We start from the raw sequence: 16325 nt of genomic DNA, 5'->3' as shown, positions 1-16325 counted from the left end.
TAGGTCAGACCGGGTGACATTTGCCTGATCCAGGACTCCTAGCAGCCCTCATCGGCGGCCTTGTCATTCTCGCTCTGGCCGGTGACTACCTCGTCAATGGCGCCGTTACGCTTGCGCGAAGGATTGGGGTATCACCGCTCGTGGCCGGCATCCTGATTGTCGGCTTCGGCACTTCCGCGCCTGAAATGGTCGTGTCGCTGGATGCCGCTCTCCAGGGCGACCCGGGTCTGGCGCTCGGCAATATCGTCGGCTCGAACATTGCCAATATCTGGCTTGTGCTGGCCGCGCCGGCCTTCCTCATCCCGCTGGCCGTCAACCAGTTCGGGCTAAGGCGCTCCTACTGGATCATGCTGCTCGTCACAGTCGGCTGGATCACATGGACCGCTTTCTATCCGCTGACGCCGCTTTTTGGCATCGCGCTTCTGGCCGGTCTGGTCATCTATTCGCTCCTGATGCTCTGGTGGACGTCTGATGCCCTGCGCAAGGGCATGGATGTCGGTCTCGACACCGAAGAGGGCGCGCAGGGCACGCTGGGTATGATAGTCGGCCTCCTTATCGGGATTGTCGGCCTTCCGCTAGGCGCGCACCTGATTGTCGAAGGTGGTGTCGGGCTTGCCCGGCAATACCAGATTCCGGAAGAGATCATCGGGCTGACCCTGCTTGCCATCGGCACCTCGCTTCCAGAGCTGGGAGCCGGGCTTGCGGCCGCCCTGCGCCGGCGTGGCGACGTGGTGATCGGCAATGTCATCGGCTCCAACATCTTCAACCTGCTGGGCGCCGGGGCCATTGTCTCCCTGTTCGGCCCGATAAGCCCGGCCCCGACTTTCGCCCAGTTCGATCACTGGGCCATGGGCGCAGCTGCCATAACGCTCGGCCTCTTCGTCATTCCGAAAAGCCGGATCACACGCCTTGCAGGCCTTGCCATGCTGCTGGTCTATTGCATCTACATCTATGGCCTCGTGAATGGCTGGAATATATCCGCCGAGGCAGGACAACTGATTGGTGGCTAGGACGGTGCAGGAAAAAAGGGCCCTCATTACCGGAGCGGGCAAACGCATTGGCCGCGCAATGGCAGAAGCGCTTGGCGAAGACGGCTGGGCCGTTGCCGTGCATTACAGGTCTTCCGCAGAAGGCGCCCGGGAGGCAGCCCAGGCTATCGAAGCACATGGCGGCAGGGCCGTAACCGTTCAGGGCGACCTCACCGAAGAGAAAGACCTCGCCGCACTGATCCCCGCCGCATCCGAGCAACTTGGCGGACCACTGACGCTACTCGTCAACTCAGCCTCGATCTTCGAGGACGATACTGCCCGCAATCATGACCGCCAGACGTGGGACCTCCACTTCGAGGCCAATCTGCGTGCGCCCGTCGCGCTTTCGCAGGCCTTCGCCAACGCACTGCCCGAACGTATGAAGGGCCTGATTGTGAACCTGATCGACCAGCGGGTCTGGAAGCTCAATCCGCAATTCTTCTCCTACACGCTTTCCAAGGCGAGCCTCCTGACCGCAACCCAAACCCTCGCCCAGGCGCTGGCACCGAACATACGCGTGAATGGAATCGGGCCCGGTCCCACCCTGCAAAGTGTTCACCAGAGCGAAGACGAATTTGACGCCGAACGCCGCGCGACGCTGACGCAGGAAGGCTCAAGCCCCGACGAGATCGTACGCGCCCTGCGTTACCTGATCGCCGCCAGCAGCGTCACGGGGCAGATGATTGCCACAGATGGCGGCCAGCACCTCATGTGGCAAACGCCGGATACGCCTGACTGATGGATTTTTCGTCTGACACCTCCGCGCCAGCCCACCCCGCCGTCCTTGAAGCAATGGCGCGTGTGAATTCCGGCACAGAGCCCAGCTATGGCAATGATTCTGTCAGTAAGCACCTGCGCGAGGTGTTGGCGCGCACACTTGAAACCGAAGACTTTGAGTTCTGGCTTTGCGCCTCCGGCACCGCCTCGAACGCTTTGGCACTCTCCTGCTTCTGCCCGCCAACCGGTGCAGTCCTGTGTCACGAAGAATCCCATATCGCCCGCGATGAACGCGGTGCGCCTGAGTTCTTTTCCGGCGGCGGCAAGCTGCAGCTCCTCGGCGGGAAGGGCGCACAGATTGACGAGACCGCCCTGCGTCAGGCCCTGGCCGCCATTGATCACGGGTTTGTTCACGAAACCCCTGCTCACGTCCTGTCACTCACGAACCTGACAGAGAGCGGAACAGCCTATTCCCGCGAAACCCTTGCCCATTATGCCGCGCTGGCAAGGGAAGCCGGGCTCACCGTTCATCTAGACGGCGCGCGGATCGCGAATGCGCTTGTGAATACAGGCGCTTCCCTCGCAGAGATGAGCTGGCAGGCTGGTATCGACGTGCTCTGCCTTGGCCTGACGAAGACCGGCGCTGTTGGCTGTGAGATCATCATTCTTTTTGGCGAGGCCCGGAAAAAGGCTCCAGAGCTTCGCGCCCGCGCCAAGCGCGCCGGGCATATGCCGCCCAAGATGCGTTATCTGTCGGCACAGGCGCTTGCCATGCTGGACGGCGGATTGTGGCTCGATCTTGCCGCAACGGCCAACCAGCGCGCGAAACAGGTGGCAGACATGCTTTGCAAGCATCCAGGAACGGAGTTGCTTCACGCGGTACAGGGCAATGAGATATTCGTGCGCCTTGATAACAAGGTTGCTGATGCGCTGCGCCAGGCCGGTGCCAGCTTCTATCCCTGGCTTGAGGGCAGCTACAGGCTGGTAACCAACTGGAAGACCGGTGAAGACACAGTGGAACGCCTCTCCAAACTAGTTGTCTAATCCCTCCGGATTGGCTTCCAGACCATCCCGCAGCCAGTTCCTCACAAGGCTCAGATACCAATCGACATCTATGGGCATGTGCTTCTTACCATCAAGCAGCTCCTGGTGAAGAATCATCATCAGGGAGGAAGACATCAACATCATGGCGGCCGCATGCGCTGTATCATGATTTTCAGGGCCACCCTCAGTATGTGCCAGCTTTTCTGTCAGGGCATCCGCACTCGGCATGAGAAGATACTTCAGATACGCCTCTCGAGCAGCGGCATCTGACATGCTTTCCCGGATGCCAAACGCGTGCGCTACGATCAGTCGACTGTTGCGCATGAAGTCCATGAGCTTCTCATGGTAACTCTCAAGCCCTTCCCTGATACTGTTATCCGGCTTACTGAGGCCGTCTCGCATGTAGCCGGATATATCGTGCAGGTACTCCATTATAGCGACCACAACACCGCTGCGATTGCTAAAATAATGTCTAAGCGTCGGTTCAGATGTCTCCGCTGCAATCGCCAGCTGGCGAAAGGACGGCAGCTCGACGCCATCTTGCAACGCATAATCCGTTAGTTTTTGCAGCAGCACTCGACGTTTGACCTCAAAATCCTGATTGCGAACGCCTGCGGGTCTCGCCATCTCGCCCCCGTGAAAATCCTATACATCAATCTACATTTATAGCTTTTATTGATAGACATTTTCGGTGTGAATGTCGCCCCCCATATTTGCCTTACTGAACGAGAACCGAACGATTGCACCGCGCATCGTGGACCCAGACATCAGCTTCACCGAGCCCCAGGCCGAGCGCCGTGGTCAGGTTGAACACCAGCTCATCGACCGGTTCGACAGCTTCCCCGAGCACACCGCCGACAAGCTTCTGCACGACTTTTGGCGACACCAGGCTCAAGCCCGCCACATCCACATCCAGCTCAAGATCGCGCACAGCCGATTCCAGCGCTTCACCCAGCACATCCTGCGTTCTCGCTGTTTTCGGCTCACCACTTCCGATCTCGCGGGAATAGTAACGAAGACGCGTCGGCTCGCTGGAAACCATGCTGGAATGGGCAGATGCCTTTATCCTGACCAGACGCGCATCCAGGATTTCTGCGGGCCGGAACCTCTGCGTCCGGGTCACAGATTCAATCCCGCTTTTCAGGTCCGCGATTCGCAGCGTCAGGATGCCGGGCGTCACATCGATATCCACCCGGTCTGCAGCCTGCCGGCCGGACTTGCACACCACGCTGGACACAGTGGCCTCAGCCGGGGCCAGTTCCAGATATAGCGGCAGGCGGACGAGGTCCCCTCCAAGCAGGTCGAGGCCGGCCAACTTGGTTTCAAGGAAGAGACGAGCCTGTGCGGTCGATGCGACACCGCCAGAATGATCAGAAAGGGAAAACCAGGTTGTGCCCCGTGGCCGCTCTCCGACCAGGAGAGACGCCTTGACCGCGACCAGCCCCGGTACATCCGCATCGAGATCGAGATCAATCTGGTTCTCCCCATTCGACACGATTGCACCAGCCGAAAGCATCTGGAGGGCATCAACATTCAGATCGAGCCCCTTGGCCGGGGTTCCCAGCGACGCGCTGCCCGCCGACCCAAGGTCAAACAGCGTCGCCAACGGCACTGTGACCTCAGCGAAGCCCGGTATCCCCGCCAGGGATCCAAGCGCCGCAATGGCGCGTGAGTCATCCCCTGCCACTTCGGCCATGGCATCCGCGAGATCAGCGAGCGCGACATTGAAATCCAGAACATCGTCATACGTGGCAGCATCAAGCTCCAGGTCTGTCGCAAGCGCATCGAACATCTTGAGCAAATCGACATCAGCCTTCGCCAGCGCGCGATAGTCCATGACTGAAAGTTCGACCTCCGAGCCTGTGAGTTTACTCAGCAGGGAATTCAGGATGCCGTCGTTCAGGCCAAGCAGCCTGGAGCCGACCGAAATTGCCGCTTCCGAGGTTACAGCGGCAGTACCGGTTACAACGATATCCTGACGCCCGTTGGCAAAAGCTCCAAAATAGCGGGGCTGTTCTCTCTCGATCCGCACCCGAACCGCATTTACGGGGTAACCGCCCTCAACGAACCGGCTGGCGAAGCGCATCTCCGGATCAGGCTTGTAGCGCCCGGTTGCGACATTCACACTTTCGTCCAGCCGCGCCTTGAGCTTGTCAGACAGCGCGCCCGTTTCCGCGTTGACCGTGTACTTGCCGCCGAAGCCGTTCACGGCGAGGGCCGAGTAAGCTGCCTGTTTTGCATTCTCGATATCGCCAGCCGCACTTATCGCAGCAATATCGACCAGCCCCTGCATGCGCCGCTCTTCTGAAGCAATGACGCCTGTATCTACCGCGAGAGCCGCCATGACTGCGATCATTGGCGCACAAATGGCCGCAATGACTGCGACATTCCCACGCGCATTAGCTGGCCAGCCGGAAACCACCGCCCAGGCTTTTCCAAATCCCCCCATCTCAGGACCCCCCTGTTCTGATCAGCGCATTGCGCTCTATGATTTTTTGTGGAAGCGGCAGCCCGGCATACAGATTCCAGACCGGTAATTCGCGGGCATCGTATGCGACTCGAACCGATAGCAGAGTGCCATCATCGTCATGTGGCTCGACAACGACTGTCAGGTGGTCGTCGACCAAAAGACCGTCCTTGGAAAGATAAGTTTCGACATAGCTGTCGACGAGCGCCTGTCTTTCCTCGATGTCCAGACCGCCCATAGCCGCGCGCGCACTATTCGCTGCTAGCTGCTGGACCGAATTGGCGGCACCGAAAAACACGCCATACGCAATAATACCCAGAAGCATAAGCATGAATACTGGAGTAATTATTGCAAACTCTACAGCCGCAACACCATGAATGCATTTTTTATATTTATAATTTATTCTACCCACAAAACTCCCCCTTCCAGCTTTCGGCATATAAACCTTAACGCAGGACGCGTTTGAGGTTGATTTCCTAGCTTTCAGGTGGATTATCCGGGCGCAAAAGTTACCAGAGTGCTGCTATAGACTTTCGACTTTTACCGGCCATACGGCCCGCAACAAAGAGCACCTTCGCAAGTCACTGATATTTATAGAATAAAACACAAGCCGCAATTGAGTCGCAATGCGCCAGAAATTAATACTTATAGAGTATTCTATATGATATAATAAAAATTCAAATCAGCCGCCTCACAGGCCGCTCAGGCCCATGAATACTGGTTAAAAGGCAGAAGCCGAATTTTCTGGAAAAGATGGTGGGCGGTACTGGGATCGAACCAGTGACCCCTACGATGTCAACGTAGTGCTCTACCGCTGAGCTAACCGCCCATCCGTCTGGAAGCGGCCCTAATCGGACCTGGAGGCGCCGAAGTCAAGCCCGTAATGACTGTGAATGTCAGGCCGCGATCACCCGGTCGACTTCTTCAACAAGCTCACGAAGGTGGAAAGGCTTCGACAGGATTTTCGCGCCAGCAGGCGTTGGCGCACCAGAAGCAAGGGCTACAGCCGCAAATCCCGTAATGAAAACAATCTTCATCGCCGGATCGAGCTCCGCACCGCGCCGGGCAAGTTCGATGCCGTCAATCCCCGGCATCACGATATCGGTAAGCAGCAGGTCGAAGACTTCGCGTTCGAGCGCCGAGAGCGCGGTCTCGCCATCCTCATAGTGCTGCACTTCATGGCCTGCACGCTTGAGCGATGCGGCGAGAAACGTCCGCATCATCTCGTCATCTTCAGCCAGAAGGATTTTGCTCATCGGCCCATGCCCCGGTATGAATTGAATTCTATAATCCCACAGAGCACACTGCGGGTAAATTCCGCGTGAACGTGATATGCACTTGACCTCACCCTGAATTGGTAAACCATCCTGATAATGAGCGTTGTGGAAAAAGAACAAGGCCCGCTTGAAGGCCCCGCAAGACCTGAAAGAGCCTACACGCTCGCGCGCCCCCAGGATGAGCGCGCCCCCGTGCTTATCGCGTCCCCGCATAGCGGCACACACTATCCCGAGGCCCTGGTATCAAACCTGTGCGTTCCGCTCATGGACTTGCGGCGGACCGAAGATGCCTATGTCGACAGGCTCATAGACAAGGCACCGGACCTCGGAGCGACCCTGATCGCAGCAACACATGCGCGTTCCTATGTCGACCTCAACCGCGATCCGCGAGAACTCGATGCCGGCATGTTCGAGGGACGCCCGCCCGGCCCTGTCGCCACGCCGACACCGCGAGTCCAGGCAGGTCTGGGCTGCCTGCCCCGCATTGGTGCGGGCGGGGAAACGATTTATGCGAAAAAGCTGAGCACGGCGGATGGCGAAGCCCGGCTTCTCGGGACTCACGCGCCCTATCATCAGGCGCTCGGCGACGAAATTGCTGCACTGCGTCAGGATTTTGGCAGCATGATCCTGCTCGACATGCACTCCATGCCGTCGCGACAGCCCGGCCGCCCGAACCTGCCTGACATTGTCCTCGGCGACAGGTTCGGCTCGAGCTGCACAAGCAAGCTGACGGGCCTCGCTGAACGCACATTCCGCAAGCATGGCCTCAGCGTAACACGGAATGCACCCTATGCCGGCGGTTACACGACGCGCATGTATGGCCGGCCACAGCGGGGCGCGCACGCATTGCAGATCGAGATAAACCGCGCCCTCTATCTGGATGAGATGAATGTCGAACTGCTGCCCCAGGCCGACGCCCTGAGAGACGTGCTACAGGACATGATGGCCGAAGTCGTCCAGCTTTCCCTGCGCATCTGCCCGTAAAAAAAAGGCCGTGCCAAAAGGCACGGCCAAAAAGGTAAAGGGAGGAAACGCCAGAAGGCGTTAGCACCGCAGTGCTGAAACTCATATTATTGTGCGGCGCACAAATTGCAAGGGCAAAATCCATGATCCTTGCATTTCTGCATGCGGCAAGCTGGCACACATGCCCGGCACGAAGTTTGCTCGGGAGATCTCCAGACATTCAATCCGGGACGCCCATACCGGAATTTCTCGACTGGAGAACCACATATGACCGATACGACCGACCTGCACGTTGGCAAGAGACTGCGCCGCCGCCGGAGGCTGCTGGGACTGACACAGCAAGAACTTGCCGGTGAGGTCGGAGTACGCTTCCAGCAGATCCAGAAATACGAGTGTGGCGCAAACCGTATGACATCGTCGAGACTGTTCGACCTGTCGAAGGCCCTGAATGTATCGGTTCAGTACTTTTTTGACGGCATGGACAGTGATGACCTCCTGGCCGCCAATGACGCCGAACGTCTCGATGGCGACATACTGAGCCAGAAAGAGACACTTGAGCTTGTCCGCGCCTATTACCGGCTTGATGAACGCCCCCGGCGGCGCCTGCTTGACCTCGCAAAAGCGCTTGAAGGCGATCAGAGCGATAGCGGCGCGGCTTGACGCCTGCTCCCGGCTGGCTCAAAGCGGGCCGTGATGACTGCGCCATTCAATGAAGACAGCACCCTGAAGCTGGCCCGCCGGCTCGCCGATGTCGCCTGGACAGCAATCCGCCCGCATTTCCGCAGTGGTGTCGCTGCCGAGAACAAGGGCGGCACAGGGGTGCGCTATGATCCGGTAACCGTCGCCGACAAGGCCGCAGAAGAAGCCATACGCGAGATACTCGCCGCAGAAAGGCCGGATGACGGTATTGATGGCGAGGAATTCGGTCGCCAGGAAGGCACCTCCGGCTGGACATGGCTGATCGACCCAATTGACGGCACGCGCGCTTTCCTCGCCGGTCTGCCCGTCTGGACCACACTGATCGCGCTTGTCGATCCGGACGGCCACCCCGTCCTGGGCATGATCGACCAGCCGGTTCTCGGTGAACGCTATATCGGCGGGCCATCCGGTACATTCCTGGAAAAGGACGGCACGCGTACGCAGCTGCATGTTTCTGCCTGCAATGACCTGCGCGATGCTGTCATCGCGACCACCGACCCCTTCATCATGACCCCGCCAGAACAGGGAGCTTGGACCCATCTGCGCCACACTGCGCGGATCAGCCGCTACGGCCTGGATGCGTATGGCTATGCTCGTCTTGCCGGGGGCACGATCGACCTTGTCTGTGAAACGGGCCTTCAGGCCCATGATGTCGCCGCTCTCATTCCGGTCGTGCGCGGCGCAGGTGGCATTGCACGGGACTGGCGTGGCAACGAGGCAAAGCTCGGTTCGCAGATTGTCTGCGCAGCCAGCGAAGAGGTGTTCGAGCAGGCCCTGATATCCCTGCGCCGCTCGGCTCTTTGAAACAGCGCGCAATCCGGCTGGCCACATCCCCCGGAGTCGCGCTAGAAAAGACGGCATGACCGATACCAGCGAATCCCTCGTCCACCGCAAGCTGCCGAGCAAGGCCTGGCCGAGCAAATGGAAGATCTCCAACATTATTGATGGCCGGGCGCTGAGGGTGAAGCTGACCACGGCCTTCATGGACAATCTCGGTGATGAGGCTGAAGCCCGCAAGGAAGTGCTCAACCACCTTCACGGCGCCCTGTTCCGTGGCCGGATGATTGCCCAGGAACGCCTGCAACAGGGCGCAGATGGGCTCGACACAGCACGGATCCTTGCCGCCGTGCAGGACGAAGTGCTCCATGCCCTGTTCGATTACGTGACAGTCCACGTCCACCGGGCGCGCAACCCCACCGAAGGTGAACGTCTCGCCGTCTTCGCCACGGGTGGCTATGGCCGCCAGGTGCTCGCGCCCTCCAGCGATATCGACCTGCTTTTCATCCGCCCGTACAAGGCATCGGCCCATGCCGAGAGCGTCATTGAATACATGCTCTACGCCATCTGGGACATGGGGCTGAAGGTCGGCCATGCTTTCCGTACCCCGGAAGAATGTATTCGCCTGTCCAAACAGGATGTGACGATCAAGACCTCCCTGCTCGACTCGCGATTCCTGTTCGGGGACGAGGCGCTTGCCCGCGAGACCGAAGAGAAATTCCGGACAGAAGCCATTGAAGGCCATGATGCCCAGTTCATCGCCGACAAGCTGGCCGAGCGCGATGCCCGCCACGCCAAGCAGGGCAATACACGCTATGTCGTCGAGCCGAACGTGAAGGAAGGCAAGGGCGGCTTGCGCGACCTTCAGACCCTGTTCTGGATTACCAAGCACCTGCATGACGGTGACACGCTGGAAGAGGTTATGCAGGCCGGCCCGTTCACCCCGCATGAATATACTGTCTTTAACCGCGCTGCGCGCTTCCTCTGGACGGTGCGCTGCCATCTCCATTACCTGACCGGGCGCGGCGAAGAACGCCTGAGCTTCGACCTGCAACCGGAAATCGCCTCCCGGATGGGCTACCGCGACCGCTCAGAACAGCTCGGTGTCGAGCGCTTCATGAAGCACTATTTCCTCGTCGCGAAGGATGTCGGCAACCTGACACGTATTCTCGCTGCGAAACTCGAGGCCGACCAGATCAAGAAGCCCGAAGGCTGGCGCCGCTTTATCCCGACAGGGGGCCCGAAGCCCCTGCCACAGGAGGGGTTTGTGCTGGACGGCGGGCGCGTCAATGTTACCGGCGAGGATGTCTTCGATGAGCATCCCGAAAACCTGATCCGCCTCTTCGCCATCGCCGACGAGAACGAGCACGACATCCATCCCGACGCCATGACGATGGCCGCCCGCAAGTCCAAGCTCATCAATCCGGAGACACGCCTCAATCCGGAAATGCGGGAAGCTTTCCTGAAGCTGTTGGTCGAAGGCAACGATCCCGGCCTTGCCCTGCGCCGGATGAACGATTCCGATGTGCTGGGCCGTTTCCTGCCGGAATTTGGCGGTATCGTCGCGCAGACGCAGTTCAACATGTATCACCACTTCACCGTGGATGAGCACACGATCCGCGCGGTCGAATACATGGCAGACATGGACCGCAAGGAAGAGGATGGAGTCGAGCTGGCTCACCGTCTCTTCCAGAAGATCGACAACAAGCAGGTCCTGTATCTCGCCATGCTGCTGCACGACACGGGCAAGGGCCATGGCGACCAGCAGATCGAAGGCATGAAGACCGCGACGCAGGCCGGCAGGCGTCTCGGGCTGCCGGAGGCCGAAGTCGACCTCATCGCCTGGCTTGTCGGCAATCATCTGGAGATGAGTGAGACGGCCCAGAAACGCGACATTGCCGATCCCAGCACGATCGTGCGCTTCGCCTCGCTAGTCGGCTCAATCGAGCGGCTGCGCCTGCTCTACATCCTGACCATTGCTGATATTCGCGCCGTTGGCCCCGGTATCTGGAACGCGTGGAAAGGCCAGCTTCTGGAAGACCTTTACCACAATACCGAAGCCGCCCTTCGTGGTGGGCGCACCGATGAGAAAAGCGTGGCTCATGAACTGGCCGGGCGCGCGGCAATCAATCGCGAAGCTTTGCAGGAACGCATCGGCACCGTTCCCAAGGTCATGCAGGAAATGGACCCGGCATACTGGACGGGGTTCGATGTTGATGTCCTCGAGGAACATGCCCGCGAACTCGCTTCGGACGAAGCCCCGGTGGTCTCCGCGCATGTGCGCGAAGATGGAGGCGGGGTCTCGCTTCTGGTTGCAGGACATGACCGGCTCGGCCTGTTTGCCCGCCTGGCCGGAACGATCGCCTCACAAGGAGCCAATGTCGTCTCCGCCCAGGTCTATACTGGCCCGTCCGGCTTTATCGTGGACGTCTTCATCCTTCAGGACGGGAAAGGCGGTGTCTTCGCTGCCGGGGATCCCGGCCGCCTGAAACGGCTTGAAGAGGAAGTCCGCCGCGTTTTCGCCAGCGATGCTCCCATCCGGGAAATCCCGTCTCCCACCTCAAGGCGTGAGGCAGCCTTCCTGGTCATTCCACAGGTCAAGATCGATGACACCCTGTCCTCGGACTATACCGTCATCGACGTGGCTGGCCGCGACCGGCCGGGCCTCCTGCATGATGTCGCCAACATGCTGGCCGAGGAGAACATCTCCATCCACTCTGCCCATGTCGGCAGCTATGGCGAACGCGTCTTTGATGCTTTCTATGTCCAGCTGCCCGATGACTATGACGAAGCCCGCAAAGCGTCACTCAAGGAACAACTTCTCGACGTACTGCGCCGCGAAGAACCAGAGGCACCGCGTACACCCGCACGCAGCCTGAAACAGGCCAACGCCGCCGACAGCTTCTGATCCAGAGCTTCTGAGGGGAAGACCTGCCCATGAGTGTCCTGCGCAACACGCTCACCCAGTCCTCATGGACATTCGGCAGCCGGGCACTGGGCTTCCTGCGTGATATCATCATCCTGGCCAAACTCGGCGCGGGGCCGGTCGCCGACGCCTTTTTCACGGCGCTGATGTTCCCGAACCTCTTCCGGCGCGTCTTCGCGGAAGGTGCTTTCGCGCAGGCCTTCGTTCCGGCTTATTCCCGCACACTTGAAGCCGAAGGTCCCGAGGCAGCGCGCCAAGTCGCTGAGGAAACCTTTCGGGGCCTGTTCGCCGTAACCGCCCTTCTGGTCATCGTCGCGCAAGTCGCAATGCCGTGGATCATGATCCTCCTGCATGGCGGTTACAGGAATGACCCGGTCCACTTCCCTCTGGCGATCCTACTCACCCAGATCACCATGCCGTATCTCTCCTTCATGGCGCTGGCGGCCCTGTTCTCTGGTGTGCTGAATTCCGGCGGGCGGTTTGCCATGTCGGCCGGGGCGCCGACACTCCTCAATCTTTCGCTGCTGGTCGCCGCATTCATTGGCAACGATAATTACGAGGTCGCAAAATCGCTCGCCGTGGCCGTCTCGGTTGCCGGGCTGCTTCAGGTTATCTTGCTCTGGTATGGCACTTCGCGGCAGAAGATACGCCTGCGCCTTGGCTGGCCGAAACTCACACCCCGCGTCAAACGCGTCGCTGCCCTTGCGATCCCCGGCACGATCGCCGCCTCGGGGATGCAGATCAATATTCTCGTCAGCCAGGCACTCGCCAGTTTCGAGGAAGGCGCGAAATCGTGGCTCTATTCGGCTGACCGGCTCTACCAGCTGCCGCTGGGGCTTGTCGGGGTCGCTGTCGGCCTTGCCATCCTGCCGCGCCTGTCACGGGCTGCACGGTCTGACAGCCAAGCCGAAAGCCAGTCGGTCATGGACAATGGCGTCGGCCTTGCCATGGCGCTGACGGTTCCAGCGGCTGCCGCCCTGATGGCCGCGCCTTTCCTTTTCATCGACAGCTTCTTCACACGTGGGGATTTCACCTCCGATGACGCCCGCCGGACAGCCCTTGCCCTTTTCCATTTCGGTTGGGGTGTCCCGGCCTTCGTCCTGATCAAGGTACTGGCGCCGGGCTTTTTTGCGCGTGAGGACACGCGAACGCCGATGACCTATTCGCTCATCTCTGTCGGTGTGAACACCGTGCTGGGCGCGGGGCTCTTCTTCTTCCTGAAATCACAGGGGCTCTTTGGTTTTCCCGGCCTTGCCATCGCCACCAGTACGGCAGCCTGGGTGAATGCCGGGCTTCTCTTCATCGGCCTGCTCACCCGCGGCTGGTACAAACCCGGCACACCGCTCCTGAAGCGGCTTGTCTCGGTCCTCATTGCCTCAACCGCACTTGCGGCCCTGCTCTGGTATCTCGCCGGCGTCAGCGGCACGATTGCCCGCTACACATTCGACTCGAAATTCATTGCCGCCCTCGTCATCGCACTTGCTGGCGCCATAGCCTATGGCGGTTTCGCTTTCCTCTTCGGCGCCATCCGTCCAAGTGAGCTCAAACCCGCGCGTAAGGAGTGAAACGGGCCATCCAGCGCAATCAGGGGCTAGGCGCGCCCTGACGCTTGCGCTATTGGCCCGCGCATGACTGACGAACAGACCCCGACCTATGCTGGCCCGAAACGGGTATTCTCCGGCATCCAGCCCACCGGCAATCTCCATCTGGGGAATTATCTCGGTGCCCTGAAGAAATTTGCAGACCTTCAGGATGCCGGCTGGGACTGTGTCTATTCCGTCGTCGACCTGCACGCCATTACCATGCCCTATGATGCGCAGGCACTGGCCAACCAGACCCGCCAGATTGCCGCGGCCATGATGGCCAGTGGGGTCGATCCGGACAAATCCGTCCTGTTCGCCCAGTCGTCTGTGCGCGCCCACACGGAGCTCACCTGGATTTTCGACAGCGTCGCGCGCATGGGCTGGCTGGAGAAGATGATCCAGTTCAAGGAGAAGTCCGGCCGCGACTCCGAGCGCGCCTCCGTCGGCCTGTTCAACTATCCGGTCCTGCAAGCCGCTGACATCCTCGTCTACAAGGCGACCCATGTGCCTGTCGGCGAAGACCAGAAGCAGCATCTTGAACTGTCACGCAACATCGCCGACCGCTTCAACCGGGATTTCAGGTCGCCGGACTTCTTCCCGCTGCCTGAAGCCCTGATCGAGGGGCCGGGCGCGCGCGTGATGAGCCTCAAGGACGGCACGAAAAAGATGTCCAAGTCCGATCCGGCCGAGAACTCACGCATCAACCTGATCGATGATGCCGACACGATTTCCCGCAAGATCAAGAAATCGAAGACAGACACACTCGGCGACATGCCGGTTGATGTGGACGGGCTCGAAGGCCGTCCGGAAGTCGCCAACCTCGTCGGTATCTATGGCGCGCTCGCCGGGCTCACAGACGAACAGGTGCTTGCCGAATACGGCGGAAAGGGTTTCGGCACCTTCAAGCCCGCCCTGGCCGAGCTTGCTGTAGAAAACCTGGCCCCGATTACGCGCCACATGCGCGAACTGATGGATAATCCGGGCGACATCGACGCCGCATTGCGCAAAGGTGCAGACAAGGCCAATGCGATTGCCGAACCGATCATGGATGAAGTGCGCCACATTGTCGGCTTCTGGAAACCGTAAGCACGTGGGACACCAGCGTCTCATACAAAGGATCTGCTCATGAGACGCTCAACCGCCCTGCTCCTTGCCCCGGCAATGCTCGCCGCCTGCCAGCCTGCCTCGACCGGCGCCGAAAATGGCACGCCCGTGCTCTCTTACGAGAACGCCTACATCATGGCCCCGGTCGGTGGGCGCGATGTCAGCGTCGGCGGAATATCCATCAGCGTCGAAGGTGGCGATCTTACGCTCACGGGCGCATCCAGCGACGTTGCTGAAACGGTCGAGACGCACACTATGGCCATGGATGACGGCACCATGAAGATGCGGCCGGTGGAAAGCTATGAACTGAAGGCCGGAGATACGCTCGTCTTCGAACGTGGAAGCGATCACCTGATGCTGTTCGGTGTCGATCCGGACATCGCATCAGGCGACACCGCCAATATCACGTTCGATTTCGAGACCGCCGAGGGTGAAGTCCTGACTCTTGAGGCCGAAGCCGATATCCGGGCGATGGGCGAATAGGCTCCGCCGCCTACGCCTTCCTTGCAATCCGCTGCTGGAAGGCTGTCACGCGCGGCACGATCTGCTTACAGAATTTCGAACCATTGAAGACGCCATAATGGCCCACACCCGGCTGGACATAGTCTTCCTTCATCCGGTCGGGAATGCGCGTACAGAGATCATGCGCGGCCTGCGTCTGGCCAATGCCTGAAATATCGTCGAGCTCTCCCTCGACGGTCATCAGGCCGACTGTCTCAATTGCTTCGGGCTTCACCAGCCGTTCATCGCGGTAGCGGTACTGGCCCTTCGCCAGCAAAGCCTTCTGGAATACGCGCTCGATGGTCTGGATGTAGAATTCCTCGGTCAGGTCGAGGACCGAGAGATACTCGTCATAGAACGCCTCGTGACGCTCGGTACTGTCCTCGTCGCCTTCGACCAGGTGCTCGAAGAAGCGGTGCTGGGCATCAACATGCCGGTCCCAGTTCATGTGCATGAAGGAGGTCAGCTGAATGAAGCCCGGATAGACCCGGCGGAATGCCCCCGGCCAGGGCGGCGGCACCGTGTGGATCATCTTGGAGCGGAACCAGTCGAGACTGCGTTCCTCCGACAGCTTGTTCGGCACCGTCGGCGAGCGGCGCACATCGATGGGCGATCCCATGAACGTCATCGTCGCCGGCAGGTTCTGCGAGCCATCCTCAGCCATCATCGAGATTGCGGCGAGAACCGGCGGGCCGGGCTGGCAGACAGCAGCCACATGCGTACCGGCGCCCAGGTGTTCCAGCATGTCGCGGACATGATCGATATAGTCGTCAAGGTCGAAGCGCCCGAACCAGATCGGCGCCATGCGTGCATCTGTCCAGTCGGTGATATAGACCTCATGTGTTGGCAGGAAGGCTTCCACCGTGCCCCGCAGCAGTGTCGCGTAATGGCCCGATAGCGGGGCGACGATAAGCAGCTGCGGACGGCCTTCCGGAACACCTTCTGTGCGGAAATGCACCATCTGGCACCAGGGCGAGGACCAGGCGGCTTCAGGCTTTACAGCATGCGTGCGGCCATCAATCTCGGTCCCGGAGATCTGCCACTCCGGTTTGCCATAATAGCGTGTCGCACGCTCAAACACCGTCGATGCGGCAGAAACGGAGCGGGCGAACTGGGTCTCCCGCAGCGGATTGGCCTCAGATGACCAGACCGATTTCGCAGCCTTGGCCTGCAGACGCAGGGGGGCCATCGCGGCCCGGTTCATTTCAACGAGGGAATAAAGCACCCGGTCAAACCTTC

At 59.9% G+C, this 16325-nt stretch carries 15 protein-coding genes and 1 tRNA gene; 10 read left to right on the top strand and 6 right to left on the bottom strand.

Annotated features, from left to right (window positions below):
• Positions 1–20: 20 nt before the first annotated feature.
• Genes Q1K31_RS06620 through Q1K31_RS06610 form a run of 3 tightly spaced genes read left to right on the top strand, consistent with a single transcriptional unit; the run spans position 21 to position 2789 of the window.
• Positions 21–1010: a calcium/sodium antiporter gene (locus Q1K31_RS06620; protein ID WP_300378034.1), complete on the top strand. Its 990-nt coding sequence runs from the start codon at positions 21–23 to the stop codon at positions 1008–1010.
• Complete coding sequence (locus Q1K31_RS06615) at positions 1003–1767, top strand: SDR family oxidoreductase (RefSeq protein ID WP_300378031.1); 765 nt, start codon at positions 1003–1005, stop codon at positions 1765–1767. The genes Q1K31_RS06620 and Q1K31_RS06615 overlap by 8 nt, the downstream gene beginning before the upstream one ends.
• Positions 1767–2789, top strand: a complete 1023-nt coding sequence (locus tag Q1K31_RS06610) for a low specificity L-threonine aldolase (RefSeq protein ID WP_300378028.1) — start codon at positions 1767–1769, stop codon at positions 2787–2789. The genes Q1K31_RS06615 and Q1K31_RS06610 overlap by 1 nt, the downstream gene beginning before the upstream one ends.
• Here Q1K31_RS06610 and Q1K31_RS06605 read toward each other — a convergent pair.
• From Q1K31_RS06605 to cpdR, 5 genes are all read right to left on the bottom strand, one after another.
• Complete coding sequence (locus Q1K31_RS06605; protein WP_300378025.1) at positions 2778–3416, bottom strand: hypothetical protein; 639 nt, start codon at positions 3414–3416, stop codon at positions 2778–2780. The genes Q1K31_RS06610 and Q1K31_RS06605 overlap by 12 nt on opposite strands.
• 91 nt (positions 3417–3507) lie before the next feature.
• Positions 3508–5238 carry a TadG family pilus assembly protein gene (locus Q1K31_RS06600; RefSeq protein WP_300378022.1) on the bottom strand — a complete coding sequence of 577 codons (1731 nt, stop codon included), beginning with the start codon at positions 5236–5238 and terminating at the stop codon, positions 3508–3510.
• Between the two features lies 1 nt (position 5239).
• Positions 5240–5695 (bottom strand): TadE family protein, encoded by a 456-nt coding sequence (locus Q1K31_RS06595; RefSeq protein WP_300378019.1) that lies wholly within the window; start codon positions 5693–5695, stop codon positions 5240–5242.
• A gap of 315 nt (positions 5696–6010) precedes the next feature.
• A tRNA-Val gene (locus tag Q1K31_RS06590) sits at positions 6011–6085 on the bottom strand.
• A gap of 67 nt (positions 6086–6152) precedes the next feature.
• Complete coding sequence (gene cpdR, locus Q1K31_RS06585) at positions 6153–6512, bottom strand: cell cycle two-component system response regulator CpdR (protein WP_300378016.1); 360 nt, start codon at positions 6510–6512, stop codon at positions 6153–6155.
• Positions 6513–6629: 117 nt separating this feature from the next.
• On the opposite strand from cpdR, the gene Q1K31_RS06580 reads away from it, so the two are divergent.
• The 7 genes from Q1K31_RS06580 (at position 6630) to Q1K31_RS06550 (ending at position 15068) form a co-directional block, all read left to right on the top strand.
• A complete protein-coding gene (locus Q1K31_RS06580) occupies positions 6630–7517 on the top strand; it encodes an N-formylglutamate amidohydrolase (RefSeq protein WP_300378013.1) in 888 nt (295 codons plus the stop codon).
• 246 nt (positions 7518–7763) lie between these two features.
• On the top strand, positions 7764–8156 hold the full coding sequence (locus Q1K31_RS06575) for a helix-turn-helix domain-containing protein (RefSeq protein ID WP_300378010.1): 393 nt from the start codon (positions 7764–7766) through the stop codon (positions 8154–8156).
• 33 nt (positions 8157–8189) lie between these two features.
• Positions 8190–8999: an inositol monophosphatase family protein gene (locus Q1K31_RS06570; RefSeq protein WP_300378007.1), complete on the top strand. Its 810-nt coding sequence runs from the start codon at positions 8190–8192 to the stop codon at positions 8997–8999.
• A gap of 55 nt (positions 9000–9054) precedes the next feature.
• Complete coding sequence (locus tag Q1K31_RS06565) at positions 9055–11880, top strand: [protein-PII] uridylyltransferase (RefSeq protein ID WP_300378004.1); 2826 nt, start codon at positions 9055–9057, stop codon at positions 11878–11880.
• 29 nt (positions 11881–11909) lie between these two features.
• Positions 11910–13463: a murein biosynthesis integral membrane protein MurJ gene (gene murJ / locus Q1K31_RS06560; protein ID WP_300378001.1), complete on the top strand. Its 1554-nt coding sequence runs from the start codon at positions 11910–11912 to the stop codon at positions 13461–13463.
• Positions 13464–13526: 63 nt separating this feature from the next.
• A complete protein-coding gene (gene trpS, locus Q1K31_RS06555; RefSeq protein ID WP_300377998.1) occupies positions 13527–14567 on the top strand; it encodes a tryptophan--tRNA ligase in 1041 nt (346 codons plus the stop codon).
• 39 nt (positions 14568–14606) lie between these two features.
• Entirely contained in the window at positions 14607–15068 is a 462-nt protein-coding gene (locus tag Q1K31_RS06550; protein WP_300377995.1) for a copper chaperone PCu(A)C, read from the top strand.
• Between the two features lie 10 nt (positions 15069–15078).
• Here the strand turns inward: Q1K31_RS06550 and Q1K31_RS06545 are convergent, their stop codons facing one another.
• Complete coding sequence (locus tag Q1K31_RS06545; protein WP_300377992.1) at positions 15079–16311, bottom strand: polyhydroxyalkanoate depolymerase; 1233 nt, start codon at positions 16309–16311, stop codon at positions 15079–15081.
• Positions 16312–16325 lie beyond the last annotated feature (14 nt).

It is taken from the genome of Henriciella sp. (assembly GCF_029936995.1).
In the GTDB taxonomy this organism is placed as follows: domain Bacteria; phylum Pseudomonadota; class Alphaproteobacteria; order Caulobacterales; family Hyphomonadaceae; genus Henriciella.
Note: the sequence above shows the minus strand (reverse complement) of the source record. Positions and strands in the feature narration are given on the sequence as shown.